Source organism: Streptomyces lateritius, from assembly GCF_014649715.1.
Lineage (GTDB): Bacteria > Actinomycetota > Actinomycetes > Streptomycetales > Streptomycetaceae > Streptomyces > Streptomyces lateritius.
The window spans coordinates 170,159-194,698 of record NZ_BMTO01000012.1; the positions used below are offsets into that span (position 1 = coordinate 170,159).

Here is a 24,540-nt window from a genome sequence, read left to right on the forward strand (position 1 = left end):
ATCAACGTGGGCGGGCACCGCAAGGTCCCCATGGCGGAGCTCCGTTCGCTCCTGGCCGACCTCGGCCACCGCGACGTGCGGACCTATCTCCAGAGCGGCAACGCCGTCTTCACCACGGACGACGAGGCGCCGGCCGAGGAGGAGCGGACGGTGGCCGTCGAGAACGCTTTGGAGAAGCGGTTCGGCTTCCGCGTCGACTGCCTCGTCCGCAGCGCCCGGTACCTCGCGGCCGTCGCCGAAGCCTGCCCGTTCCCCGCCGCCGAACTGGAGGGCAAGCAGCTCCACGTCACGTACTTCGACCAGCCGGTCGGACCCGAGCGGTTCACGGCGATCGACGCGGCGGCCTTCCTCCCCGAGGAGTTCCGGCTGGGCGACCGGGCGCTCTATCTCTACGCGCCCGAGGGGCTCGGGCGGTCGAAGCTCGCGGAGGCGCTCTCCCGGCCCGCAATGCTCAAGGGGGTCGTCGCCACCACCCGCAACTGGAACACGGTGGTCAAGCTGGTGGAGATGACCCGGTCCTGACCCGCGAGCCGGCGCGGACCGGCCCAGTTGACGGAGTCGCGAACGGCCCGTCGATTCGCGGGGCCCGCTGGCTAGGCTCACGCCATGACCACAGAGACGCAGCCCAGGACCGTCGTCGACTTCTACTTCGACCCCGCCTGCCCCTTCGCCTGGATCACCTCCCGCTGGATGCTGGAGGTCGAACAGCACCGTGACATCGAACTGCGCTTCCGGGTGATGAGCCTGTACCTCCACAACATCGGCAACGAACTGCCCGCGTGGTACCGGGAGCTCGTCGACAAGTCGATCGGCCCGGTCCGGGTGGCGGCAGCGGCGGCGCAGCGGCACGGCGAGGAGATACTGCGCCCGCTCTACACCGCGTACGGAACCCGCATCCACCACGAGAAGCAGACCGACTTCGACGCCGTCGTGGCCGAGTCCCTCGCGGAGCTCGGGCTCCCGGCCGAGCTCGCCGAGGCCGCGCACGACACGGCGTACGACGAGGCGGTACGCGCCAGCCACGACGCCGGCAAGGACCCCGAGGCGGACGGTTACGTCGGCACGCCCACGATCCACGTCGACGGCACCGTCTGGTTCGGACCGGTCCTGCGGGCCGTCCCGCGCGGTGCGAAGGCGGCCGAGCTCTTCGACAGCTTCCGGGTCCTCGCCGGCCACCCGGACCTGTTCGAACTCAAGCGGACCCGGACCGGCGGCCTCGACTTCAGCTGACGGCCGCCAGCGCCTTGTCGATCCGCGCCTCCTCGTACCGCGTGATCAGCAGGCGGGCCAGTTCCGGCGAGGGGCCGAGGACGTCCGCCAGGACGTCGGCCTCCGCCGCGCCCGCCGCGATGCGGTCCGGCAGCCGGCCCGGAGCGATGACGTACGGGGCCACCGCCACCCGGCGCACGCCGTCCGCGCGCAGTGCCCGGACCGCGTCCTCGGTCCTCGGCAGAGATGCGGAGGCGAACGCAGGCCGCACGGAGCACCAACCGGTGCGCCGCAGCTCCCGCGCCGTTTCTGCGATCACCGCGATCGCCTCCGGGTCCGTGGAGCCCGCCGAGGCCAGGACGACCCCGGTCGCGCTCCGGTCGCCGGGCATCAGCCCGGCCTCGTACAGCCGTCGCTCCACCGCCGCCACGAGCAGCGGCGACGGGCCGAGTACCTCCGCCTGGCGGACGTTCAGCGACGGCGGTGCCTGCCGCAGCACGGCCGGGATGTCGGCCTTGGCGTGGAAGGCCCGGGTCAGCAGCAGCGGCAGCGCCACCACCTCCCGTACCCCCTCGGCCGCGAGCCGGTCCAGCACACCCGGCACCGACGGCAGGTTGAAGTCCAGGAACGCGGTTTCCATGCGCAGCCCCGGCCGCAGTGACCGGGCACGGCGCACCAGCGCGTGCACGGTCGCCGCGTGCCGCGGGTCGCGGCTGCCGTGGGCGACGACGAGGAGGACGGGAGGGTTCATGGCGTGACTCAGCTCTTCACCAGCAGGCCGCGGCTGCGCAGCACCGCGCGCTCCAGGGGGCTGAAGATCAGCAGGTCGATGGCGATGCCGACGAGCAGGATGAGGATGATCGCCAGGAAGATCCCCGGCATGTCGATGTTGTTCCGGCCGTTCTCCAGCAACTGACCGAGGCCCAGACCCAGTTCCGGGGAGGACGCGATGATCTCGGCGGCCATCAGCGAACGCCAGGAGAACGCCCAGCCCTGCTTCAGACCCGCCAGATAACCCGGCAGCGCCGCCGGCATCACGATGTGCCAGGCGCCCCTGAGGCCCGTCGCGCCCAGCGTCCGTCCGGCACGCAGGAAGAGCGGCGGGACCTGGTCGACACCGGCCACCAGACCGTTGGCGATCGAGGGCACCGCGCCCAGCAGGATCACCGCGTACATCATCTGGTCGTTGAGGCCGATCCAGAGGACGGCGGGGGCGACCCAGGCCACCGACGGCAGCGACTGAAGACCCGAGAGGATCGGGCCGATCGCCGCGCGGACGAACTTCACCCGCGCCACCAGCAGACCCAGCGGCGTACCGATGGCGAGGGCCATGAGGAAGCCGAGCAGGGCCCGCGACACGCTCGTCCAGAGGACGTCGAGGAGCGTGCCCTCCAGCCACATCGTGGACAGGCTGTCCCAGACGGCGGACGGCGGCGGCAGCTTGAACTCGTCGGTGACCTGGGCCGTCACCAGCAGCTGCCAGACCACGAGCACCAGCAGCACGGCCGTGACCGGCGGCAGCACCTTCTTCAGCAGAACCTCACGCACCGGCGTACGGCGCACCTGCACCGCGTCCAGCGCGTCGAGGCCCGCCTCCAGGCCGGCCAGGTCGTCGGCCTTCCCGGCCGACGTGGTGGTCGTATCAGTGCTGGCCATGACGGCGGATCTCCCCACGCAGTTCTTCGGTGATCTCGACGGACAGCTCCGCCACGGCGGCGTCCTCGATACGGCGCGGCTGCGGGATGCCGATGGTCCACTCCCGGGCGATCCGCCCGGGCCGGGACGACAGCAGAACGACCCGCTCGGCCAGCCGTACGGCCTCGCGCACGTTGTGGGTGACGAAGAGCACCGACAGCTTCGTCTCCCGCCAGATCCGGGTCAGCTCGTCGTGCAGCACGTCACGGGTAATGGCGTCGAGCGCCGCGAACGGCTCGTCCATCAGCAGCAGATCACTGTCCTGGGCGAGCGCCCGGGCCAGCGCCACGCGCTGGCGCATGCCGCCGGACAGTTCGTGGACCCGCTTGCGGTACGAGCCGCCGAGCCGGACCAGTTCGAGCAGGCGCTCCGCCTCCGGGCGCCGCTCGGCCTTCGGCACCCCGCGCAGCCGCAGGGCCAGTTCGATGTTCTTGCCCGCGGTGAGCCACGGGAAGAGGGCGTGCTCCTGGAACATCAGGGCCGGCCGGCCGCCGGGGGTCTCGATGGACCCCGCGGACGGCCGGTCGAGCCCGGCGACCAGGTTGAGCAGGGTGGACTTGCCGCACCCGGAGGCTCCCAGGAGGGTGACGAACTCGCCCGGGGCGACATCGAGCGAGATGTCGTCGAGAACGAGCTGCGATCCGGCGGGTCCGCCGAAGGACTTCGAGACGTGCTCGATCCGGGCGGCGTGCGTCACCGCCGCACGGTCCTCCTCGGCCTTGGCGAGCGTCGCGGTCGTGGCCATGGTCGTCACCTCCTGGGGGCTCAGCTGCGGACTTGTTACTTGACGCCGAGACCGGCGTCGGCGACCTCGGGCCGCCCCGCGGCCTTCAGGACCTTGTTGAGCGGCTTCAGGTCGTAGATGCCGGTCAGGTCGGGCTGCTTGAGCAGACCGGCCTTCACCGCGTGGGCCGCCTGTGCCTGGAGCGTGGCGGCCAGCGGGTCGTCGGTGAACCGGATCGACGGCCAGGCGGCGTCGATGACCTTGTCGCCGAGCGGCTTCCCGGACAGCTCCTTCAGCTTGGCGTTGGCCGAGGCCTTCGCCTTGTCCGGGTTGGCGTTGATCCACTCGTTGGTCTTCACGGAACCGCGCAGCACCGCTTCGACGACGTCCGGGTGCTCGGTGAGGAACTTCTGCGACACGATGATGTTCGTGATCACGAACTTCTTGTCGGGCCACAGCGCCGACTCGTCGAGCAGCACCTTCGCGCCCTCGGTGACCAGCTTCGACGCGGTCGGCTCCGGCACCCAGGCACCGTCGATGGAGCCGGACGTGTAGGCGTTCGGGGTGACCTTGTTGTCCGTACGGACCACGGAGACGTCACCCTTGCCGCTCTCGGCGTCGACCTTCCAGCCCTTCTCCGAGATCCAGTTGAGGAAGGCCACGTCCTGCGTGTTGCCGTGCTGCGGGGTGGCGATCCTCTTGCCCTTGAGGTCGTCCAGCGTCTTGATCTTGTCGGGGTTGACGACCAGCTTCACGCCGCCTGAGGCCGAACCGCCGATGATCCGCAGGTTCTTGCCCTTGGACTTGACGTAGCCGTTGATCGCGGGGGAGGGGCCGATGAAGCCGATGTCGATCGAGTCGGCGTTGAGCGCCTCGATCTCGGAGGGGCCGGCGTTGAAGGTCGAGACCTCCAGTCGCGTGCCGCCCAGCTCCTTCTGGATGATGCCCCGCTCGTCGCCCACCAGGGCGGTGGCGTGGGTCAGGTTCGGGAAGTATCCGAGCCGGACCTTGTCGGCCGAGAGCTTCTCGCCCTCGGCGGCCACCTTCTTCTCGTCGTTCTTGGCCTGGGAGCCGTAGCCGCAGGAGGCGAGCGCGCCGATCAGCAGCGGCAGGGCCGCGGCGGCGGCGAGTGAGCGGCGCAGGGTGGTACGGGAGGCAGGCACGGAGGTTGTCCCCTCAGGGTCTTCGAAGTCTTCTTCGTCTATGTCGATCGGGGTGGAGCGGGTACAGCGGGTGCGCGCCGCGTACGCGGCGCGTCGGCGTCAGCACGCACATCGCGCGACACCTCCCCGGCCCGCGCCGAGGGCGCCGGAACCCACCCGGCCGCCCTCCTTGGCGAAGGTGGCGTAGACGTTCTGGATCATCAGAAGTCCCAGCCCTCGTCGTCGGCGGCGTCCGCGACGGCCACGGCCTTGGCGGTGGCGAAGGACTCGCCCGCCATGCCGGCGGCCAGCGTGGTGCCGTCCGCGGGGTCGATCAGCAGGAAGGAGCCGGTACGGCGGGAGTCCGCGTACGCGTCGAGCGCGAGCGGTTCGGCGGTACGGATCTTCACCTGGCCGATGTCGTTGGCGACGAGCTGCCCCGGCTCGGGGTGCTGGGAGAGGTCGTCCAGGGTCAGCCGGGACGGGATCTCCTTGACGATCGCCTTGACCGTGCGGGTGGTGTGCTTGAGCAGCACCCGCTGGCCCACGGTCAGCGGCTGGTCCGCCACGTGGCAGACCGTCGCCTCGACGTCCTGGCTGGTCGCCGGGGCGTCACCGCTCGGGGCGAGCAGATCGCCGCGCGAGATGTCGATGTCGTCGGCGAGGCGGATCGTGACCGACTGCGGTGCCCAGGCGATGTCCACCGACTCGCCCAGGGCGTCGATCGCCGTGATCGTGGAGGTCCGGCCCGAGGGCAGGACGGTGATCGGCTCGCCGACCCGGAAGGCACCGGCCGCGATCTGACCGGCGTACCCGCGGTAGTCGGGGTGCTCGGCCGTCTGCGGGCGGATCACGTACTGGACCGGGAACCGGGCGTGGCAGGCCGTCAGGTCGTGGCTGACCGGGACGGTCTCCAGGTGCTCCAGGACGGTCGGGCCGCCGTACCAGTCCATGTTCGCCGACGGCTCCACGACGTTGTCGCCGGCCAGCGCCGAGATGGGGATCGCGGTGATCTCCGGGACGCCCAGCTCGGAGGCGTACGTCGTGAACTCCTCGGCGATCGCGGCGAAGACGGGCTCCGCGTATTCGACGAGGTCCATCTTGTTCACGGCGAGGACCACGTGCGGCACCCGCAGCAGCGCGGCGACGGCGGCGTGACGGCGGGTCTGCTCGACGACACCGTTGCGGGCGTCGACCAGGACGACGGCCAGCTCCGCGGTCGAGGCGCCGGTCACCATGTTCCGGGTGTACTGCACGTGCCCGGGGGTGTCGGCGAGGATGAAACGGCGGCGCGGCGTGGCGAAGTAGCGGTAGGCCACGTCGATGGTGATGCCCTGCTCGCGCTCGGCGCGCAGGCCGTCGGTCAGCAGCGCCAGGTCAGGCGCCTCCTGACCGCGCTTGAGGGACGCGGCCTCCACGGCCTCCAGCTGGTCGGTGAGGACCGACTTGGAGTCGTGCAGGAGGCGGCCGACCAGGGTGGACTTGCCGTCGTCGACGGATCCGGCGGTGGCGAAGCGCAGCAGGGTGGTCGCCGAGACGTCGGCGAACTGCTCGGTCGTGCTCGTACTCGTGCTCGTCATGGCTAGAAGTACCCTTCGCGCTTGCGGTCTTCCATCGCGGCCTCGGACATCTTGTCGTCGGCGCGGGTCGCGCCCCGCTCGGTGAGGCGGGAGGCGGCGATCTCGGCGATGACGGCGTCCAGCGTGGTGGCGTCGGAGTCGACGGCGCCCGTGCAGGACATGTCACCGACGGTGCGGTAGCGGATCAGCCGCGTCTCGACCGTCTCGGTCTCCTTGGGGCCGCCCCATTCGCCGGCCGTGAGCCACATGCCGTTGCGGGCGAACACCTCGCGCTCGTGGGCGAAGTAGATCTCCGGAAGCTCGATCTTCTCCCGCTGGATGTACTGCCACACGTCGAGCTCGGTCCAGTTGGACAGCGGGAACACCCGGACGTGCTCACCGGGGGCGTGGCGGCCGTTGTAGAGCTGCCACAGCTCCGGGCGCTGGCGGCGGGGGTCCCACTGGGAGAACTCGTCGCGGAGGCTGAACACCCGCTCCTTGGCGCGGGCCTTCTCCTCGTCGCGCCGGCCGCCGCCGAACACCGCGTCGAAACGGTGCTGCTGGATCGCCTCGGTCAGCGGCACCGTCTGCAGCGGGTTGCGTGTCCCGTCGGGACGCTCGCGCAGCTTCCCGGCGTCGATGTACTCCTGCACGGAGGCGACGTGGAGCCGCAGACCGTGCTGGGCGACCACGCGGTCGCGGTACTCGATGACCTCGGGGAAGTTGTGCCCGGTGTCGACGTGCAGCAGCGTGAACGGTACCGGCGCCGGCGCGAACGCCTTGAGCGCCAGGTGCAGCATGACGATGGAGTCCTTGCCGCCGGAGAAGAGGATCACCGGCCGCTCGAACTCACCCGCCACCTCACGGAAGATGTGGACGGCCTCGGACTCCAGGGAGTCCAGGTGCGACAGCGCGAACGGGCTGTCCGTCGCTTCGTGGACGTTGACTACGGTGGTCACGCTGCATCCCCTTCGTTCGCTTCTCCGCCTGCGCGGCGCAGAGGCGCGGGCATCGTCTTCGTCTGCCGCCCGGCGGCCGCGCACGCGCCGCTCACAGCAAGCCCTTCTCGGTGAGCAGCGCGTGGAGCCGTGCCGCGGACTCCTGCACGGTCTGGTTCTGGGACTCGATCCGCAGATCCGGGTTCCGCGGCTCGTCGTACGGGTCGTCGACCCCGGTGAGACCAGTGATCTCGCCCGCGGCCTGCTTGGCGTACAGCCCCTTCACATCGCGTACGGAGCACACGTCCACCGGAGTGGCGACATGCACCTCGACGTAGGCGGTGCCCTCGGACTGGTGGCGCTTGCGGACGGCCTCACGGCTGTCCTCGTACGGAGCGATGACCGGGACCAGGACCTTCACGCCGTTCGAGGCGAGCAGCTCGGCGACGAAGCCGATCCGCTGCACGTTGGTGTGGCGGTCCTCGCGGGTGAAGCCGAGGCCCGCGGAGAGGAACTCGCGGATCTCGTCGCCGTCGAGCACCTCCACGCGGTGACCCTCGCCGCGCAGGCGGCCGGCCAGCTCGTACGCGATGGTGGTCTTGCCGGCGCTCGGCAGGCCCGTGAGCCAGATGGTGGCACCGGTCACGTGATTCTCCTGGTCTTCCTGGGTGTCCGTCATCCGTGCAGTCCGCATTCGGTCTTGTTCCGCCCGGCCCAGCGGCCGGCCCGGGCGTCCTCGCCCTCCGCGACGCGGCGGGTGCAGGGCGCGCAGCCGACGGAGGCGTAGCCGTCCATGAGCAGCGGGTTGGTGAGGACGCCGTGCTCGGCGACGTACGCGTCGACGTCGTCCTGCGTCCAGCGGGCGATGGGGGAGATCTTGACCTTCCGCCGCTTCTCGTCCCAGCCGACGACCGGGGTGTTCGCCCGGGTGGGGGACTCGTCGCGGCGCAGGCCCGTCGCCCACGCCCGGTAGGCGGTCAGGCCCTCTTCCAGCGGCTTGACCTTGCGCAGCGCGCAGCACAGGTCCGGGTCGCGGTCGTGCAGTTTCGGCCCGTGCTCGGCGTCCTGCTCCGCGACCGACCGGCGCGGGGTGAGGGTGATGACGTTGACGTCCATCACCGCCTCGACCGCGTCACGGGTGCCGATGGTCTCGGGGAAGTGGTAGCCGGTGTCGAGGAAGACGACGTCGACGCCGGGCATGGCGCGCGAGGCGAGGTGGGCGACCACCGCGTCCTCCATCGAGGAGGTGACGCAGAAGGTCTTGCCGAAGGTCTCGGCGGCCCACCGGAGGATCTCCAGCGCGGAGGCGTCCTCCAGGTCGCGGCCGGCCTGCTCGGCGAGCGCTTTCAGCTCGGTGTCCTCGGTTACCTGAGTCGTCGTCATATCGCGTCCCCTCCATCGGATTCGCTGCGGTTGCCCGGGGCGAGGAGCCCCAGGAACTTCAGCTGGAAGGCTCGACCGCATGCACGGCATTCCCAGGCGCCGTGACCCTGCTCGTTCGGGCGCAGGTCCTCGTCGCCGCAGTACGGGCAGAAGAACGGCGCGGCACGTTCGCTCATGAGAGGGCTTCCTCGGAGGCGCGCGCAGCCCAGGTGGCGAAGCGCTCGCCGTCCTCGCGCTGCTCCTGGAACCGCGTGAGGACCCGCTCGACGTAGTCCGGCAGCTCGGCCGCGGTGACCTTCAGGCCACGGACCTTGCGGCCGAAGCCCGCCTCCAGGCCGAGCGCGCCGCCCAGGTGGACCTGGTAGCCCTCGACCCGGTTGCCGTCGTCGTCCAGGACCAGCTGGCCCTTGAGACCGATGTCCGCCACCTGGATACGGGCGCAGGCGTTCGGGCAGCCGTTGATGTTGATGGTGATCGGCTCGTCGAACTCCGGGATGCGGCGCTCGAGTTCGTCGATCAGCGAGGCGCCGCGCGCCTTCGTCTCGACGATCGCCAGCTTGCAGAACTCGATGCCGGTGCAGGCCATCGTGCCGCGCCGGAAGGGCGAGGGGGTGACCCGCAGGTCCAGCGCCTCCAGGGCGGAGACGATGGACTCGACCTGCGCCTCCTCGATGTCGAGGACGATCATCTTCTGCTCGGCGGTGGTTCGCAGCCGGCCCGAACCGTGCGCCTCGGCGATCTCGGCGATCTTCGTCAGCGTGGCGCCGTCGACCCGGCCGACGCGCGGCGCGAACCCGACGTAGAACCGGCCGTCCTTCTGCTTGTGCACGCCGACGTGGTCGCGCCACTGACCGGCGGGCTGGGCCGGAGCCGGGCCGTCGGTCAGCTTGCGCTTCAGGTACTCGTCCTCCAGGACCTGGCGGAACTTCTCCGGGCCCCAGTCGGCGACGAGGAACTTCAGCCGGGCGCGGTTGCGCAGCCGGCGGTAGCCGTAGTCGCGGAAGATCGAGATGACGCCCTCGTAGACGTCCGGGACCTCGTCGAGCGAGACCCAGGTGCCCAGGCGCACGCCCAGCTTGGGGTTGGTGGAGAGGCCGCCGCCGACCCAGACGTCGAAGCCGGCGCCGTGCTCCGGGTGGTGCACGCCGACGAAGGCGATGTCGTTGATCTCGTGCGCCACGTCGAGCAGCGGTGAGCCGGAGACGGCGGACTTGAACTTGCGGGGCAGATTGGAGAAGTCCTTGTTGCCCACGATCCGGCGGTAGATCTCGTCGATGGCGGGCGTGCCGTCGATGATCTCGTCCTCGGCGATCCCGGCCACCGGCGAGCCGAGGATGACGCGGGGGGTGTCGCCGCAGGCCTCGGTCGTGGACAGACCGACCGCTTCCAGCCGGTTCCAGATCTCGGGAACGTCCTCGATGCGGATCCAGTGGTACTGGACGTTCTGCCGGTCCGTGATGTCGGCGGTCCCGCGCGCGAACTCCTGCGAGATCTCCCCGATGACCCTCAGCTGTTCCGTCGTCAGCCGGCCGCCGTCGATGCGGACCCGGAGCATGAAGAACTCGTCGTCCAGCTCCTCCGGCTCCAGGACACCCGTCTTGGTGCCGTCCAGGCCCTGCTTGCGCTGGGTGTAGAGGCCCCACCAGCGCATGCGACCCCGCAGGTCGTTGGGGTCGATGGAGTCGAATCCGCGCTTCGAGTAGACCGTCTCAATACGTGTCCGCACATTGAGACCGTCGTCGTCCTTCTTGAACTGCTCATTGCCGTTCAGCGGGGTGAAGTGCCCCACGGCCCACTGACCCTCGCCACGGTGACGGCTCACCTTGCGGCGGGGCGTTGCGGGTGCGGGGTTTTCCGGGGTGGCGGCCATGGCGTTTCGTCCTTCGGGACTGCGGGAGGGCGGCTCTGACCAGCACACTCGTACGCGGGTCAGGAGATGGCGCGACGGTGCGCAGCAGGGTCGGGCAAAGTGGGATCGCGGCGGTGCTGGCTCTCTCAGCGCGCCGGACAGATGGCGCTGGACATGCGGCCGAGGTCGACGTGCCGCCGACTCACCAAGGCAATTCCAGTTCCAGACATGACGGAAGCGTGTCACGGGACTTTGGACCCAGTCCAGCTTCGTCCAAAATGTGGACACAGCCGTCCCGCATCGCGAGACGGTGTGTCGTGCGTCACTTCAAAAGGGTGATTCCGGGGGGAGATTCAGACGCCCCGGAAGGTGTCAGTGGGCGCCGGGCCAGGGGCCCGGGGTCTCGGACTCCTCGACCTCTTCCACCTTGGTGTCGAAGAGCCTGAAGCCACGGCGAAGATAGTTGTCCATCGCGTGCGGTCCGTCCAGCGAGCAGGTGTGCAGCCACACGCGCCGCGTCGGCTCGCGGTCCGGCCAGCGCTCGGCCAGGTCCCAGGCGCGCTGCACACCGTACGACAGCAGATGCCCGCCGATCCGGCGCCCCCGGAAGGCCGGGATCAGGCCGAAGTAGATGATCTCCACAACCCCGTCGTCCTGCGGGTCCAGCTCCACGTACCCGGCCGGCGTCCCCTTCTCGTAGGCCACCCAGATCTCGGCCCCCGGCTTCTCGACGATCTCCTGCCACTCCTTGTACGTCAGCGACAGCCGGTCGTTCCAGCGGATGTCGCCGCCGACCGCCGTATAGAGGAAGCGGCTGAACTCGGGGGAGGGCACCTCGGCGCGCACGATCGTGACGTCGTCGCCCTCCGGCGGGGTGGCGGGGCGCAGGTCGGACGGCGAGGTCTGTTCCAGGGACCAGGTGGTCAGGGAGATGCTCATACGTCCATCGCATCATGCGGAGCGTCCGATTCCCACAGCGGGCTCCGCGCCCCACAGCGGGCTCCGCGCCCCACAGCGGGCTCCGCGCCCCATGGAGGCTCCGCGCCCTCCCTCAGTGCGAGGCCGAGGGTGGCGGCGGTGGCAGTTCCCCCGACCCGCGCCGGACGAGGGTCACCGGGACCGTGCGGGTCACCGCGCGGGAGCGGTCGCCGCCCAGGCGGGCGAGGACCAGCTCCGCCGCGGCCCGGCCGATGGCGGCCGGGTCCTGGGCGACCACCGTCAGGCCCGGCTCGAGGACCGCCGCCAGCGGCAGGTCGTCGAAGCCGACCAGGGCGACGTCCCGCCGCCCCGCCTCCGCCAGTGCCGGCACCACCCCGAGCGAGGCGAAGTTGTTCGCCGCGAACACGGCGGTCGGCGGATCCGCGAGCGCCAGGAGGCGTCGTACGGCCACCCCCGCCGCGTACGGATCGTGAGCGGTGACCACCAGCGCCGGGTCGTGCCCGATCCCCGCCGCCTCCAGCGCCGACCGGTAGCCGCGCTGCCGCGTCTTGCGCGTGTAGAGGGTGGCCGGCCGGTCCCCGACGAAGGCGATGCGCCGGTGCCCGTGCGCGATCAGATGGGCCACTCCCACCCGCGCACCCTCCTCGTTGGCGCTGACCACCGCGTCCGCCGCGAGCCCCGCCCCCGGCCGGTCCACGAACACCACCGGAAGGCCGCTCTCCCGCTCCCGGCGCAGGAAGCGGTGGTCGCTGCCGGCCGCCGGGACGACGAGCAGCCCGCTGATCCGGCGGGCGAGAAAGGTCGTGATGAGCGCGTGCTCCAGCGGCTCGCGCTCGCCCGACGACCCCATCAGAAGGGTCAGCCCCCGGTCCCGTACGGCGTCCTCGACGCCACCCGCGACCGTGCCGAAGAAGGGGTTGCCCATGTCCGGCACGACCAGGCCCACCGTCGAGTCCCGCGCGCCGACCCGCATGTTGCGGGCCATGAGATTGGGGCGGAATCCCAGCTCCTCGACGACCGCGAGCACCTTCGCCCGGGTCGCCTCGGACACCGGCCCGTCCTCGTTGAGCACCCGTGACACGGTCTTCGGGGTCACACCGACCCGCGCCGCCACATCGGCCAGGGTCGGCCGTCGGGTGCTCCCCATGGTCACCGCATCTCCGTCGTCGATTCAGCGTTGCTCGGCTCCGACGGTACCGCCGTTCTCGGGCGCCACGGTCAGGGCCCCGGTCATGATCGCCACCACGTCCGACATGGAGTGGTCCGAGGGCCGGATCTGCGCCACCCGGCGGCCGAGCCGCTGGACGTGGATCCGGTCCGCGATCTCGAAGACGTGCGGCATGTTGTGGCTGATCAGCACCACCGGCAGCCCCCGGTCCCGGACCCGCCGGATCATGTCCAGGACCTGACCGGACTCCTTCACCCCCAGCGCGGCCGTGGGCTCGTCCATCACCACCACGTGCCGGGCCCACGCGACCGCCCGTGCCACCGCGACGCCCTGCCGCTGACCACCGGAGAGCGTCTCGACGGCCTGGGTGAGGGAGCGCAGCCCGATCTTCAGGTCCGCCATGTGGGCGGCGGACTCCTCGCGCATCCTCTTGTTGTCGAGCATCCGCAGCACCGAGCCGAGCGGACCGCGGCGGCGGATCTCGCGACCGAGGAACATGTTGCTCGCGATGTCGAGTGAGGCGGCGACGGCCAGGTCCTGGTAGACGGTCTCGATGCCGTGCCGGCGCGCGTCGGCCGGATCGCGGAACCGGACGGGCGCGCCGTCGAGCTCGAGGGTGCCCTCGTCGGGCTGGAGCGCCCCGGTGAGGGCCTTGATCAGACTGGACTTGCCGGCGCCGTTGTCGCCGATGACGGCGAGCACCTCGCCGGGCATCAGATCGAAGTCGGCGCCGTCGAGCGCGGTGACCTGGCCGTACCGCTTCACCAGGCCACGGGCCTTCAGAACAGGAGTGCTCATCGACGGACCTTCCTGCGGGAGAACTGGTCGACGGTCACGGCGAGGATCACCAGGCCGCCGGTGATGAGGGTCTGGTAGATCGAGCCGACGCCCATCAGCTGCAGCCCGTTGCGGAACACGCCGACGATCAGCGCGCCGACGAGCGTGCCGAGGACCGCGCCGCGGCCGCCGAACAGGCTCGTCCCGCCGAGCACCACGGCGGTGATCGCGTCCAGGTTGTCGGTCTGGCCCGCCTTCGGGTCGCCGACGCCGGTGCGGGAGACCAGCAGCAGTGCGGCGATGCCGTAGATCACCCCGGCGAGGGTGTAGATGCCGAGCTGGAGCCGGGTCGTGCGGATGCCGGTCAGCCGGGCGACCTCGGGGCTGTTGCCGAGCGCGTAGGTGTGCTTGCCCCAGGCCGTGCGGCCGAGGAGGTAGGCGAAGCAGAGGAAGAGCACGATGGTGAGGACCGAGCCGTACGTGATGTCGGTGCGGCCCAGCGGGAACGTCTCGCCCAACCCGGTCAGCAGACCCGGGAGTTCGGTGACGGTCTGCTCCTCGGAGTAGATGTGGGTGAGGGCGAAGGCGATGTTGAGCATGCCGAGCGTCACGATGAACGGCGGCAGCCTGACGAAGGTGACCAGGGCGCCGTTGGCGAGCCCGAACAGGGCGCAGACCCCGATGCCGGCCGCGATCGCGACGAGTGGAGGGAGGGTGCCCTCGGCGGCGAGCTTGGCCATCACGATCGTGCCGAAGGCCATCACGGCGCCACAGGACAGGTCGATGCCGGCCGTGAGGATGATCAGGGTCTGGCCGAGGGCGAGGGTGCCGACGACCATCACCTGCTGGACCACGAGGGAGAGGTTGCCGCCGGAGAGGAACTGCTCGCTCTGGAACGAGAAGAAGAGGCAGGCGGCGAGCAGGGCGACGAGCGGGCCCGCGGTGGGATGGGTGACGAGGCCGCGTGCGGCGCCGGAGCGACGCGGGGCGGCCGGAGGCGCGGCGGTCGGAGGTGCGGCGGTCGTGGTCAACGATGCTCCTTGAGGAGAGGGGAGTGGTGGGTGAGGTCGGCGGGCCGCGCGCGGATCAGCCCCAGCAGTTCTCCAGGCCGTACGCCGTGTCCTTCGCGCTCACCCCGGAGGCGGCCTTGTCCGTGATCAGGTTCACGCCTGTGTCGACGTAGCCGGACGCCTTCGTGCCGTCCTCGGCGTACGCCACGACCGCCTCGACGCCCTTGGCGGCCATGAGGAGTGGGTACTGCTGCGAAGTGGCCGCGATCTTTCCCGACTTGACCGCCTCCGTGCCGGTGCAGCCGCCGTCGACCGAGACGATCAGGACGTCCTTCTCCCGGCCCTTCGCCTTGAGCGCGGTGTAAGCGCCCAGCGCCGCCGGCTCGTTGATGGTGTAGACGAGATTGATGTCCGGGGCCTTCTGCAGGCAGTTCTCCATGGCCGTCTGCCCCTTGGCCTGGTCGCCCCCGGTGTCCTGGGAGCAGGCCACGGCCGGGTCGCCGTCCTTGATGCCGTACCCCTTCAGGAAGCCGTCGTGGCGCAGCTGCCCGACGGCGACGCCGGGTGCGAGGTCGAGCGTGGCGATCTTCGCCGGCCTGCCCGCCATCGCGGCCTTGGCGTACCGGCCGATCAGTTCACCGGCCTTGAGGTTGTCGGTGGCGAAGAGGGCGTCGGCGGCGTCCTGGGGATCGGTCGGGCTGTCCAGGGCGATCACCAGGACGCCCTTCTTCCGGGCCTGCTGGATCGCGGGGACGATCGCCTTGGAGTCGTTGGGCGTGATCAGGATGCCCTTGACCCCGGCCGCCACCATGTTCTCGATCGCGGTGACCTGGCCTTCGTTGTCGCCGTCGAACTTGCCCGCCGCCGTGGAGAGTTCGGCGCCGGACTTCTTCGCAGACGCCTCGGCCCCCTCCTTCATCTTCACGAAGAACGGGTTGGTGTCCGTCTTGGTGATCAGACCGACCTTCACCGGGCCGCTGCCGACGGAGCCGGCGGAACCCTTCGCCCCCTCGCCGCAGGCGGTGAGCAGCAGGGCCGCCGAGGCGAGGCTCGCGGCGAGGGGGAGTGCGGTGCGGAAAGTGCGCTTCATGGCGCGGCTCCTCGAGGACGCAGGACTGTCATCGTTGACTTATGTCAACGTTGACATCGACTGGCCAGGATGATGGACTCCGCCGCGAGCAACGTCAATGCCCCTTACCCGTCACAAGTCGGCAACGGAGGCTTCCGGATGAGCCGCTGGAGAGCACCGAACCTGATCAGCGTCGCGGCCCTGCTCGTCGCCGCGTCCCTTCCCATCAGCGCGAACGCCACCACACACCCAGCCCACGCCGCGACACCCCGACCCCCGGCCACCGGCCCGGTCAACCCCGGATTCGACACCGGGGATCTCACCGGCTGGACGGTCACCGCGGGCACCGCCTTCGGTCCCGCCGCCGTCACCGCCACCGACACCTACTGGGGAGGCCCCTTCCAGCACCGGGGCAGTCACCACCTCTGGGGCCACGCCGCCGCCGGCGACGAGGCCACCGGCACCCTCCGCTCCTCCACCTTCGCCGCTCCCGCGCGGATGAGCTTCCTGGTGGGCGGCGGCTGGGACCCCGAGCGCCTCTACGTCGCCCTCGTCAGGGACGGCGACGGCCGCACGCTCCTGCGGCAGACCGGCCCCGAGGACGAGGCGTACGTCAGGATCGTCTGGGACACCTCCGCCTGGCGGGGCCAGGCCGTCCACCTCGAAGTCGTCGACCGCAAGACCGGCGGCTGGGGTCACGTCAACCTCGACGACGTACGCACCGGGGACGCCGCCCTCCGGGACGACAACGGCCTCACCTTCCGTACGCTCGGCCAGGCCAACCAGCCCACCGCGACCAGGGACTACGCCGCCGACCCGCTGCGGCCCCAGTTCCACCACACGCCCTACCAGGGCTGGATCAACGACCCCAACGGCGTGATCCAGTGGCGCGGCCGCCACCACCTCTTCAGCCAGTACCACCCCGACGCCCCCAAGTGGGGGCCCATGCACTGGTCGCACGCCGAAGGCCCCGACGCCGTCCACTGGCGGGACCTGCCGGTCGCCCTCACTCCGCCGCCGCGCGCGACCCCCACCGACAACAGCGGGATCTTCAGCGGCAGCGCCGTCGACGACGACGGCACCCTGACCGTCGCGTACACCCGGTCCACCGACACGAGCGCACACCCCGGTGCCACCCCGGAGACCGTGGAGATCGCGACCAGTACCGACGGCGTCACCTTCACCCCCGGCACCGAGGTCGTCGGCGAGGCCCCGCCCGGCTCCGCCGCCGGATTCCGCGACCCCAAGCTCTTCCGCGACCCCGTCGACGGCCGGTGGAAGATGGTCGTCGGAGCGGGCGACGGCGGACGCGGCAAGGTGCAGCTCTACGCCTCCGACGACCTGCGCAGCTGGACGTACGCGGGCGTCCTGACGGAGGGCGACGGCACGACCGGCGCCATGTGGGAGTGCCCCGATCTCTTCGAGCTCGACGGGAAGTGGGTGCTGCTGTACTCCACCAACGAGGGCGGGCAGTCGCTCCAGCGGTACGCCGTCGGCACGTACGACGGCAGTCGCTTCCGTGCCGAGCGGCACGGCGTCCTCGACGGCGGTGGCGACATCTACGCCGCCCAGAGCTACCGTGACGACGCCGGGCGGCGGCTGATGACCGCCTGGATGAGCGACTGGAGCGCGAAGGAGCCCACCAGGGTGAGCGGTTGGGCCGGCGCCCAGTCTCTCCACCGCGAACTGTTCCTCACCATCGACGAGCGCCTCGGCCAACGGCCGCTCGCCGCAGCCGACTCGCTGACGTCGGGCCGGTCGATCAGCGTCACCGGCAAGACGGTGGACGGAACATGGCGGCTGGGACGGGGCGACACCGCACGCGTCAAGGCCGTCCTCGACCTGGCCGGCAGCACCGCCGACACCCTCACGCTCCGGCTCAAGGCCTCCCGGGCCGAGGCGACCGTCCTGCGGTACGAGAAGTCCACCGGCACCCTCACCCTGGACACCGCCGGGGCGGGCTACGGCACCCGAGCCACGTACACCACCCATGCCGAGCCGGCGGCGGACGGAACCCTGTCCCTCGACGTCTTCGTCGACCGCTCGTCGGTCGAGGTCTTCACCGGTGACGGCGCCGCCCTCACCGCCCGGGTGTATCCGCGCTACCGCGAGTCCGACGCCGTCGAGTTCGCCACCACGGGCGGACAACTACGCCTGAGAAGCGCCTCCCTGACTCCGCTCGGCTCCGCCGTCCTCCCCGACTGACTCGTGTCCGCCCGCGAACAGCCCTGAAAGGTTCCTCGTATGACCGCGACCCGCCGCCCCGTGGCCGTCCTCGGCGAATGCGTCGCCGACGCCTTCGTCGCCCCCACGGGCACCGAAGGACCAGGTCTCCGGCTCGACGTGCTGCCGGGCGGCGGGCCCGCGAACACCGCCGTGGCGCTCGCCCGCCTCGGCACCCCGACCCACTTTCTCGCCCGGCTCTCCGGCGACGTCTTCGGCGGCCTCTTCCGCCGCCGGCTCGCCGAGTCCGGAGTCCGCATCGACCTCTGCCCCGACGCCGCCGAACCCAGCACCCTGGCCGTCGCCGGCCTCGGCCCGGACGGCGCCGCCGAGTACTCCTTCCACGCCGAGGCCACCGCCGACTGGCAGTGGACACGTCAGGAACTGGCCCCGGTGGGAGCCCTGGACGCGGCCTGCCTCCACACCGGCTCGCTGGCACTGGTGCGGGAGCCCGGGGCGCCGGCCGTCGAGGAACTCCTCGAAGCCCTGCGGCCCACCACCACGATCTCCCTCGATCCCAACGTACGCCCGCTGCTCGCGGCCCCCGAGCGGTACCGGGCCCGTCTGCCGCGCTGGTGCGCCCTGGCCGACATCCTCCGCCTCAGCGAGGACGACCTCGCCCACCTCCACCCCGGGACCTCCCCCGAGGCCGCCTGCGACACCTGGCACCGGGCGGGCGTCCCGCTCGTACTCGTCACCCTCGGCGGGGCCGGCGCCCTCGTCTCGTACGACGGCGTCCGCCGGCAGGTCCCCGCGCCGCCCGTCGACGTCGTCGACACCGTCGGCGCGGGCGACGCCTTCACGGCCGGCCTCCTCCACCGGCTCCACGGGGCCGGCGCGCTGGGCGGACGGCTCTCCACGCTGACGTGGGACACCCTGCAGGAGGCGGTCGCCTTCGGTACGACGGTCGCCGCGGCCACCTGCGCCGTCCGCGGCGCGAACCCGCCGTACGCGCAGGACCTGGTCACCCGCGTCTGACCGGAGGTCTTCGCGTGATCAAGACCCGCGACTGCCAACAACGCTCGTGATCGATACAGATGGGTCGTGTCCGGAAAGTAGCGCCGTCTGCCCGCAGGGCAGCCGGGACTTCACGGACACGGCCTTAGGCCGCGCCCCTGCGCGCCCCGCGGACCGCCGGTGCCGTCGAGTGCGGGAGCAGGTCGTCCGGGTGGGGCGGGCGGAGGATCTCGACCTCGACCTCCTCACTGAAGCGGTACGGCCGGTGGGCGAGCACGCTCGCCAGGTTCCGGCGGATCCGCGACATCTCCGCCCGTACCGTCACCGTCCTCGTCCGGTCGCCGAACACGTCCTGCGCCAGTTCCGCCGCCGTCCGGCCGTCGCGGTGCAAGGCCAGGACGTACAGCAGTTCGGCGTGGCGCGGACTCAGCTCCTGCGTCCAGCTGCCGGCCGCCCCCGACACCGCCACCGACCAGCGGCGCGGCCGGCTCAGGTCGAGCACCACCCGGCTCGCCGCGCCCGTCGCGCCGTCCGCCGCGGCCCGCTCCTCCTCCACCCGCAGCAGCCAGCCGCCCGGCAACGGCTCCACCGCGCACATCCCCAGCGACGGCAGCCAGACCCGCCCGGCGCGGAAGGACCTGGGCAGCGCGATCCGGTCCACGGGCGCCATCCCGGTCACCGCCGCCGTCCAGCCGTGCGTGTCCACCGCGACCGCCCGCCCGCCCACCCGGCACAGGATCGGCGCGGCCACCGAGCGCAGCCGCTCGATCGACCGCAGATGGCGTTCGCGCATCTCCGCCTCGGCGAGCCGGGCCACCGAGGCGACCAGCGCCAGGGTCGCGGGATGGAAGCTGGAGGCCGGGCCGCTCACGTCGATGATCCCCAGCAGCCGGTGGTCGCGCGGGTCGTGGACGGGGGCCGCGGCGCAGGTCCAGTTGTGCAGGGTGTGGACGTAGTGCTCGGCGGAGTGGACCTGGACGGGCCGCCCCATGGCGAGCGCCGTCCCCACCGCGTTCGTCCCGGTGGTGTGCTCGGTCCAGGCCGCGCCCTCCTCCAGACAGATGCCGTGGGCCTGCCGGAGAACCGCGCTGTTGCCCTCGCGCCATAGCACCCGGCCCTGCTCGTCGGTGACCACCATGATCTGCATCGAGGCGTCGGCGATCCCGGCGAGGCCGGCGCTCAGCGTCCGCATGACCTCGCCGAGGACCGTCGCACGCCGCCGCTGCTCCAGCTCGTCACGCTGGAGCAGCACACTGCTGGTGCCCTGGTCCGGATCGAGACCGAGCCGGAACATCCGTCGCCACGACGCGTCGATCACCGGACGCGGCGCGATCGGCGGCGTCCGGCCCGCCAGGGTCTCCTCCCGTACCCGGTGCAGCAGTCGGGTCGCCTGGGCGGCGTCCATGGTGGCGAGCCGGTTCATGTCGAGCTGAGTGTTCTTCATCGGTCTCTCCCAGCCACCCGCGGTGCTGTATCGGTTCTGCGCAACTACGGAGTCGTGGTGCCCATCGTGCCGCCCTCCGCTTCCCGCTGAAGGGCGGTTCGGGTAATCCTGCAACCCTTTGCAACTCTGGCAGTCACCCGTTCGGTGCATGAGGCTGTGCACAGCGGAGGGTGGTGCCGTGTCGGCGCAGCACCACCCTCCGCTTTCGTGCCCGGCGCATGCCGCGTCGGCGCGGCCGGCCCCGGACCGGCTCAGATCTCCACCCGCGCCCGCTCCACCACCGTTCCCAGGTCCAACGTGTGCGGCAGCGTCCCGAACGCCGACCCCCAGTCGCCCCCGAGCCGCGAGGCGCAGAACGCGTCCGCCACCTCCGGCGGCGCCCAGCGCACCAGCAGGGACCCCTGGAGCACCAGCGCCATCCGCTCGGCGAGCCGCCGAGCCCGTGCCTCGATGCCGTCCAGATCCGCCAGCTCCGTCAGCACCGCCGTGATCGCCCGGTCGAGCCGGTGGTCCGCGCCCCGGGCCCGCCCGACCTCCGTCAGGAACGCGTCCAACGCCGCCGGCTCCTGCCGCAACGCCCGCAGCACGTCCAGCGCCTGGATGTTGCCGGAGCCCTCCCAGATCGAGTTCAGGGGCGACTCGCGCAGCAGGCGAGGCATCCCCGACTCCTCCACGTAACCGTTGCCGCCCAGGCATTCGAGCGCCTCCGCCACCAGCGGCGTGCACCGCTTCGTCACCCAGTACTTCGCCGCGGGCACCGCGATCCGCGCGAACGCCCGCTCCTGCTCCGTACCGGAGTCCCAGGCCGCCGCGAGCCGCATCCCGAGCACCGTCGCCGCCTCCGACTCCAGCGCCAGATCGGCCAGTACGTTGCGCATCAGCGGCTTGTCGATCAGCGGGCCGCCGAACGCACGGCGGTACGCGGCGTGGTGCACGGCCTGCGCCACCGCCTGGCGCATCAGCGCCGCCGAGCCGAGCACGCAGTCGAGCCGGGTCGCCGCGACCATCTCGATGATCGTGCGGACCCCGCGCCCCTCCTCACCGACGCGGCGCGCCCACGTCGTCCCGTCGAACTCCACCTCCGCCGAGGCGTTCGACCGGTTGCCGAGCTTGTCCTTGAGCCGCTGGATCAGGAACGTGTTGCGCGTGCCGTCCTCGAGGACCCGCGGCACCAGGAAGCAGGTCGGTCCCCCCGCGGCCTGCGCCAGGACCAGGAAGCCGTCCGACATCGGCGCCGAGCAGAACCACTTGTGCCCGGTCAGGACGTACCCCCCGTCCGCGTCCAGCGGCCGGGCCTCGGTCGTGTTGGCTCGTACGTCGCTGCCGCCCTGCTTCTCCGTCATCCCCATGCCGAGGAGCACCCCCGCCTTCTCGCGTGGCGGCCGCAGCCCCTCCTCGTACACCAGCGAGGTCAGCAGCGGCTCCCACACGGCGGCCAGAGCGGGATCCGCCCGCAGCGCGGGCACCGCGGCGTGCGTCATCGACAGCGGACAGCCGTGACCCGCCTCGACCTGGGTCATCACCATGAACCCGGCGGCCCGGCGCACATGACCACCCGGACGGGCCCAGGCGGCCGTCAGTCCCGCGTTGACGGACTTCCCGAGGAGCCGGTGCCAGGACGGATGGAACTCGACCTCGTCGCTCCGGTTCCCGTAGCGGTCGTGCGTCCGCAGCCGCGGCGGGTACTCGTTGGCGAGCGTCCCCCACGCCTGCGCCTGCGCCGACCCGGCGGACCGGCCCAGCGTCCGAAGCTCCCCGCGCGCGTCCGCGAGGACCTCCGGTGACAGATGGCGCTCGACGGCATCCGCCAGAGCCCGGTCGGACGCGAAGACGTCGTATCCCACCAGGGGCGGAGCCTGGTTGGTCACTGTGTGGGTGGTGGCTGCCATGCCGATACGGTAAGGAGGTGCAGGCAGCAAAGGAAACACCCGAGCGGCAGCCCGGGAGCAGACTCCACCGGGCGCGAGTCCTCTACCGCAACGTATCCAAGCGGAAGATGGTCTGGCTGCTCCTGAAGGACACCGTCAATTCGTGCATCGAGTACCGCATCCTCGGCCTGGCCGCCGAGGCGGCGTTCTTCACCCTGCTGTCCCTGCCCCCGCTGCTGCTCGGCATGATCGCGCTCCTCGGCTACGCGGACGACTGGACCAACACCAACACGGTCGCCAGCATCGAGGAGAACATCCTCAACGCCGCCCGGACCGTCCTCTCCGACCGGGGCGTCCGCCAGATCGCCCAGCCGCTCCTGGAGGACGTCACCCACGGCAAACGGCCGGAGCTGATCTCCCTCGGCTTCGCCATCGCCCTGTGGTCCGGGTCCCGAGCCGTGAACGTCTTCATCGACACCATCACCGTGATGTACGGACTCGACGGCCACCGCGGCATCGTCAAGACCCGGCTCCTCGCCTTCCTGCTCTACATCGTCGCGCTGCTCATCGGCGCGGTCGTCCTGCCGCTCGCCGTGGTCGGCCCCGACCGGGTCGTGGAGCTGGTGCCCTGGGGCACGGAGGTCGTCTCCGTGCTCTACTGGCCGGCCGTCATCCTGCTCTCCATCGCCTTCCTCACCACGCTCTACCACGTGTCCGTCCCCGTCCGTTCGCCGTGGATCGAGGACATCCCGGGCGCCCTTGTGGCGCTCGCGATGTGGGTTCTGGGCAGTTTCCTGCTCCGGATCTACCTGACCAGCCAGGTCGAGGGACCGACCATCTACGGCTCCCTCGCCGCCCCGATCGCCGTCCTGCTCTGGATCGGCATCTCGGCCTTCGCCGTCCTGGTCGGCGCGGCGGTGAACGCGGCGATCGACCGCGTCTGGCCCTCGGTCGCGACGGCCGCGGCCCGCGAGGCCACCGACCGGGCCCGCGCCGCCCAGGTCGCGGACCTCGTCGCACGGCTGCGCGCGGAGGCGGACGAGGTGGACGAGGACGACCCGGACATGCCGTCCGAGTTCCCGGAACGCTGGTCCAGGTTCCTGCCCCCCGACGACGTGAAGTCGCGGCTGCACTCCGGGTGGGAGAAGGACTGACGCGAGGGGGGCGGGGTCAGGCGCCCTCCGGTGACCCGGCTCGGCCGCCTACCCTCGGCGGTGTGTACGAGGAGAGAGCCGCGCGCCTGGACGGCGCCGTCGTCTGGACCCGGGCCCCCGCATCCGGCGACGGAGCGGCCCGGCCGCCCGAGCCGTACGCCGTACTGCCGGACGGCTGCATGGACCTGATGTGGTGCGACGGCCGGCTGCTCGTGGCGGGACCCGACACCCGGGCGTTCGTCCCCGAGAACCAGGCGGCCCACTACGCCGGCGTCCGCTTCGCACCCGGTGACGCACCCGCACTGCTCGGCGTCCCGGCGCGCGAGCTGCGCGACCGGCGGATCGGACTCGGCGCCCTCTGGGGCGAGGCCCGGGCCCGGCGGCTCGGCGAGCGTATCGCCGAAGCCTCCGACCCCGCCGCCGCACTGGAGGAACTCGTCCTGCGACGGGCCCTGGAGGTCCCGGCCCCCGACCCGCTGCTCCGGGCCGTCGTCCGGCGGCTGAACGCCGGCCGGCCCGTGGCCGAGACGGCCGAGGCCGTCGGCATCGGCTCCCGCCAGCTGCACCGGCGGTCGCTGGACGCGTTCGGCTACGGCCCCAAGACCCTCGCCCGCGTCCTCCGGCTCCAGCGCGCCCTCGCCCTGGTCCGGGCCGGACTGCCGTACACCGAGGCGGCGCTCCGAGCCGGCTGCTCCGACCAGGCCCATCTGGCGCGCGAGACCCGGACGCTGGCCGGGACCACGCTGACCGCCTACGCCGCCGCCTGGGCGAAGAGGGAGACGCCGCAGCCGTCCGGGTCGAGCACCACGGCGTAGCGCTGTCCCCAGACCGCGTCCCAGGGCTTGAGGTGCCCGCGGTATCCGGACGAGACGAGCGACTCGTACGTGGCGTCCACCTCCTGGGGCGAGGAGCAGCGGAAGGCGAGCCCGATCCGGTCACCGGCCTCGGGCCGGGCCCAGCCGGGGTCGAAGGAGCGGATGACCTCCTCCGTGTCCCAGGCGATCCGCATCCCGCCGGGCAGCGCGGCCTCCACGTGCGGCGCCGTGTCGGCGTCGGCCGGTACGCCGAGGCCGAGGCGGCGGTAGAAGGCGAGCGAGGCGGCCATGTCGGAGACCACCAGGCCGATGACATCGAGTCGTGGTGTGTTCATGCCGCCACGCTAGAACCGGCCCCGGCGCCGGGTCTTGAACGAATCGGACCCGGGCCGCCGGACTACGCCACCGTCGTGACGATCACGGGTACGCGTACCTCGTGCACCGGCGCGATCCAGCCCGGCAGGGCTCGGATCCGCCGAAGCGGACCGCCGGCACCCAGCCCCGTCTGCCGCTGTCGGCCATGGTCATCGCCCAGCCCTTCGAGCTCCACCCGAGCGCCGCGCATGTGTCCGTGTGGCTACTTGAGCGGCAGGCGAACCAGTCGCTGCTGCCGGCGT

At 71.5% G+C, this 24,540-nt stretch carries 25 protein-coding genes; 6 read left to right on the forward strand and 19 right to left on the reverse strand.

What is annotated here, in order from left to right; all coding sequences use genetic code 11:
* Both IE136_RS24335 and IE136_RS24340 read left to right on the forward strand, forming a co-directional pair.
* Window positions 1-522 (forward strand): DUF1697 domain-containing protein (locus tag IE136_RS24335; RefSeq protein ID WP_189601410.1); only part of this gene is annotated, 522 nt, incomplete at its 5' end.
* Window positions 523-606: 84 nt separating this feature from the next.
* Complete coding sequence (locus IE136_RS24340) at window positions 607-1,230, forward strand: mycothiol-dependent nitroreductase Rv2466c family protein (RefSeq protein ID WP_158991671.1); 624 nt, start codon at window positions 607-609, stop codon at window positions 1,228-1,230.
* Here the strand turns inward: IE136_RS24340 and IE136_RS24345 are convergent.
* The 16 genes from IE136_RS24345 to IE136_RS24415 form a co-directional block, all read right to left on the reverse strand.
* Window positions 1,223-1,960 (reverse strand): sirohydrochlorin chelatase, encoded by a 738-nt coding sequence (locus tag IE136_RS24345; protein ID WP_189601411.1) that lies wholly within the window; start codon window positions 1,958-1,960, stop codon window positions 1,223-1,225. The genes IE136_RS24340 and IE136_RS24345 overlap by 8 nt on opposite strands.
* 8 nt (window positions 1,961-1,968) lie before the next feature.
* The gene (locus tag IE136_RS24350) at window positions 1,969-2,865 is read right to left on the reverse strand and encodes an ABC transporter permease (RefSeq protein WP_158991675.1); all 897 of its coding nucleotides are present in this window, start codon (window positions 2,863-2,865) and stop codon (window positions 1,969-1,971) included.
* Window positions 2,852-3,649 (reverse strand): ABC transporter ATP-binding protein, encoded by a 798-nt coding sequence (locus IE136_RS24355; protein ID WP_158991678.1) that lies wholly within the window; start codon window positions 3,647-3,649, stop codon window positions 2,852-2,854. The genes IE136_RS24350 and IE136_RS24355 overlap by 14 nt, the downstream gene beginning before the upstream one ends.
* A gap of 35 nt (window positions 3,650-3,684) precedes the next feature.
* Window positions 3,685-4,791: an ABC transporter substrate-binding protein gene (locus IE136_RS24360; RefSeq protein ID WP_189601412.1), complete on the reverse strand. Its 1,107-nt coding sequence runs from the start codon at window positions 4,789-4,791 to the stop codon at window positions 3,685-3,687.
* A 200-nt stretch (window positions 4,792-4,991) separates the two neighbouring features.
* Window positions 4,992-6,350 (reverse strand): sulfate adenylyltransferase subunit 1, encoded by a 1,359-nt coding sequence (locus tag IE136_RS24365; protein WP_158991682.1) that lies wholly within the window; start codon window positions 6,348-6,350, stop codon window positions 4,992-4,994.
* A gap of 2 nt (window positions 6,351-6,352) precedes the next feature.
* Window positions 6,353-7,288, reverse strand: coding sequence for a sulfate adenylyltransferase subunit CysD (gene cysD / locus IE136_RS24370; protein WP_158991684.1), 936 nt, complete (start codon window positions 7,286-7,288; stop codon window positions 6,353-6,355).
* 91 nt (window positions 7,289-7,379) lie between these two features.
* On the reverse strand, window positions 7,380-7,961 hold the full coding sequence (gene cysC, locus IE136_RS24375) for an adenylyl-sulfate kinase (protein ID WP_308432455.1): 582 nt from the start codon (window positions 7,959-7,961) through the stop codon (window positions 7,380-7,382).
* The gene (locus IE136_RS24380; RefSeq protein ID WP_158991688.1) at window positions 7,943-8,650 is read right to left on the reverse strand and encodes a phosphoadenylyl-sulfate reductase; all 708 of its coding nucleotides are present in this window, start codon (window positions 8,648-8,650) and stop codon (window positions 7,943-7,945) included. The genes cysC and IE136_RS24380 overlap by 19 nt, the downstream gene beginning before the upstream one ends.
* Window positions 8,647-8,826, reverse strand: a complete 180-nt coding sequence (locus tag IE136_RS24385) for a hypothetical protein (protein ID WP_158991690.1) — start codon at window positions 8,824-8,826, stop codon at window positions 8,647-8,649. Before IE136_RS24385 ends, IE136_RS24380 begins: the two co-directional genes overlap by 4 nt.
* Complete coding sequence (locus tag IE136_RS24390; RefSeq protein WP_189601413.1) at window positions 8,823-10,520, reverse strand: nitrite/sulfite reductase; 1,698 nt, start codon at window positions 10,518-10,520, stop codon at window positions 8,823-8,825. The genes IE136_RS24385 and IE136_RS24390 overlap by 4 nt, the downstream gene beginning before the upstream one ends.
* Before the next feature lie 125 nt (window positions 10,521-10,645).
* On the reverse strand, window positions 10,646-10,729 hold the full coding sequence (locus tag IE136_RS36780) for a putative leader peptide (RefSeq protein ID WP_310591794.1): 84 nt from the start codon (window positions 10,727-10,729) through the stop codon (window positions 10,646-10,648).
* A 142-nt stretch (window positions 10,730-10,871) separates the two neighbouring features.
* Entirely contained in the window at window positions 10,872-11,438 is a 567-nt protein-coding gene (locus tag IE136_RS24395) for a GNAT family N-acetyltransferase (protein WP_158991694.1), read from the reverse strand.
* A 112-nt stretch (window positions 11,439-11,550) separates the two neighbouring features.
* Window positions 11,551-12,585, reverse strand: a complete 1,035-nt coding sequence (locus tag IE136_RS24400) for a LacI family DNA-binding transcriptional regulator (RefSeq protein ID WP_158991696.1) — start codon at window positions 12,583-12,585, stop codon at window positions 11,551-11,553.
* 24 nt (window positions 12,586-12,609) lie between these two features.
* Window positions 12,610-13,404, reverse strand: a complete 795-nt coding sequence (locus IE136_RS24405; RefSeq protein ID WP_158991698.1) for an ATP-binding cassette domain-containing protein — start codon at window positions 13,402-13,404, stop codon at window positions 12,610-12,612.
* Window positions 13,401-14,414, reverse strand: a complete 1,014-nt coding sequence (locus IE136_RS24410; protein ID WP_158991700.1) for an ABC transporter permease — start codon at window positions 14,412-14,414, stop codon at window positions 13,401-13,403. Before IE136_RS24410 ends, IE136_RS24405 begins: the two co-directional genes overlap by 4 nt.
* A 55-nt stretch (window positions 14,415-14,469) precedes the next feature.
* Window positions 14,470-15,483, reverse strand: a complete 1,014-nt coding sequence (locus tag IE136_RS24415) for a sugar ABC transporter substrate-binding protein (protein WP_158991702.1) — start codon at window positions 15,481-15,483, stop codon at window positions 14,470-14,472.
* A 138-nt stretch (window positions 15,484-15,621) separates the two neighbouring features.
* On the opposite strand from IE136_RS24415, the gene IE136_RS24420 reads away from it, so the two are divergent.
* Window positions 15,622-17,667, forward strand: coding sequence for a glycoside hydrolase family 32 protein (locus IE136_RS24420; RefSeq protein ID WP_189601414.1), 2,046 nt, complete (start codon window positions 15,622-15,624; stop codon window positions 17,665-17,667).
* A gap of 39 nt (window positions 17,668-17,706) precedes the next feature.
* Complete coding sequence (locus tag IE136_RS24425; protein WP_158991706.1) at window positions 17,707-18,663, forward strand: carbohydrate kinase family protein; 957 nt, start codon at window positions 17,707-17,709, stop codon at window positions 18,661-18,663.
* Window positions 18,664-18,787: 124 nt separating this feature from the next.
* Here IE136_RS24425 and IE136_RS24430 read toward each other — a convergent pair whose 3' ends face one another.
* Both IE136_RS24430 and IE136_RS24435 read right to left on the reverse strand, forming a co-directional pair.
* Window positions 18,788-20,086 (reverse strand): helix-turn-helix domain-containing protein, encoded by a 1,299-nt coding sequence (locus IE136_RS24430; protein WP_158991708.1) that lies wholly within the window; start codon window positions 20,084-20,086, stop codon window positions 18,788-18,790.
* Window positions 20,087-20,337: 251 nt separating this feature from the next.
* Window positions 20,338-21,975 carry an acyl-CoA dehydrogenase family protein gene (locus IE136_RS24435; protein ID WP_189601415.1) on the reverse strand — a complete coding sequence of 546 codons (1,638 nt, stop codon included), beginning with the start codon at window positions 21,973-21,975 and terminating at the stop codon, window positions 20,338-20,340.
* A 17-nt stretch (window positions 21,976-21,992) separates the two neighbouring features.
* Here IE136_RS24435 and IE136_RS24440 point away from each other — a divergent pair, with 17 nt between their 5' ends.
* Together IE136_RS24440 and IE136_RS24445 are read left to right on the forward strand one after the other, a co-directional pair.
* Window positions 21,993-23,108 (forward strand): YihY/virulence factor BrkB family protein, encoded by a 1,116-nt coding sequence (locus IE136_RS24440; protein ID WP_158991712.1) that lies wholly within the window; start codon window positions 21,993-21,995, stop codon window positions 23,106-23,108.
* 62 nt (window positions 23,109-23,170) lie between these two features.
* Window positions 23,171-23,923: a helix-turn-helix domain-containing protein gene (locus tag IE136_RS24445; protein WP_158991714.1), complete on the forward strand. Its 753-nt coding sequence runs from the start codon at window positions 23,171-23,173 to the stop codon at window positions 23,921-23,923.
* Here the strand turns inward: IE136_RS24445 and IE136_RS24450 are convergent.
* The gene (locus IE136_RS24450; RefSeq protein ID WP_189601416.1) at window positions 23,860-24,258 is read right to left on the reverse strand and encodes a VOC family protein; all 399 of its coding nucleotides are present in this window, start codon (window positions 24,256-24,258) and stop codon (window positions 23,860-23,862) included. The genes IE136_RS24445 and IE136_RS24450 overlap by 64 nt on opposite strands.
* Between the last annotated feature and the right edge of the window lie 282 nt (window positions 24,259-24,540).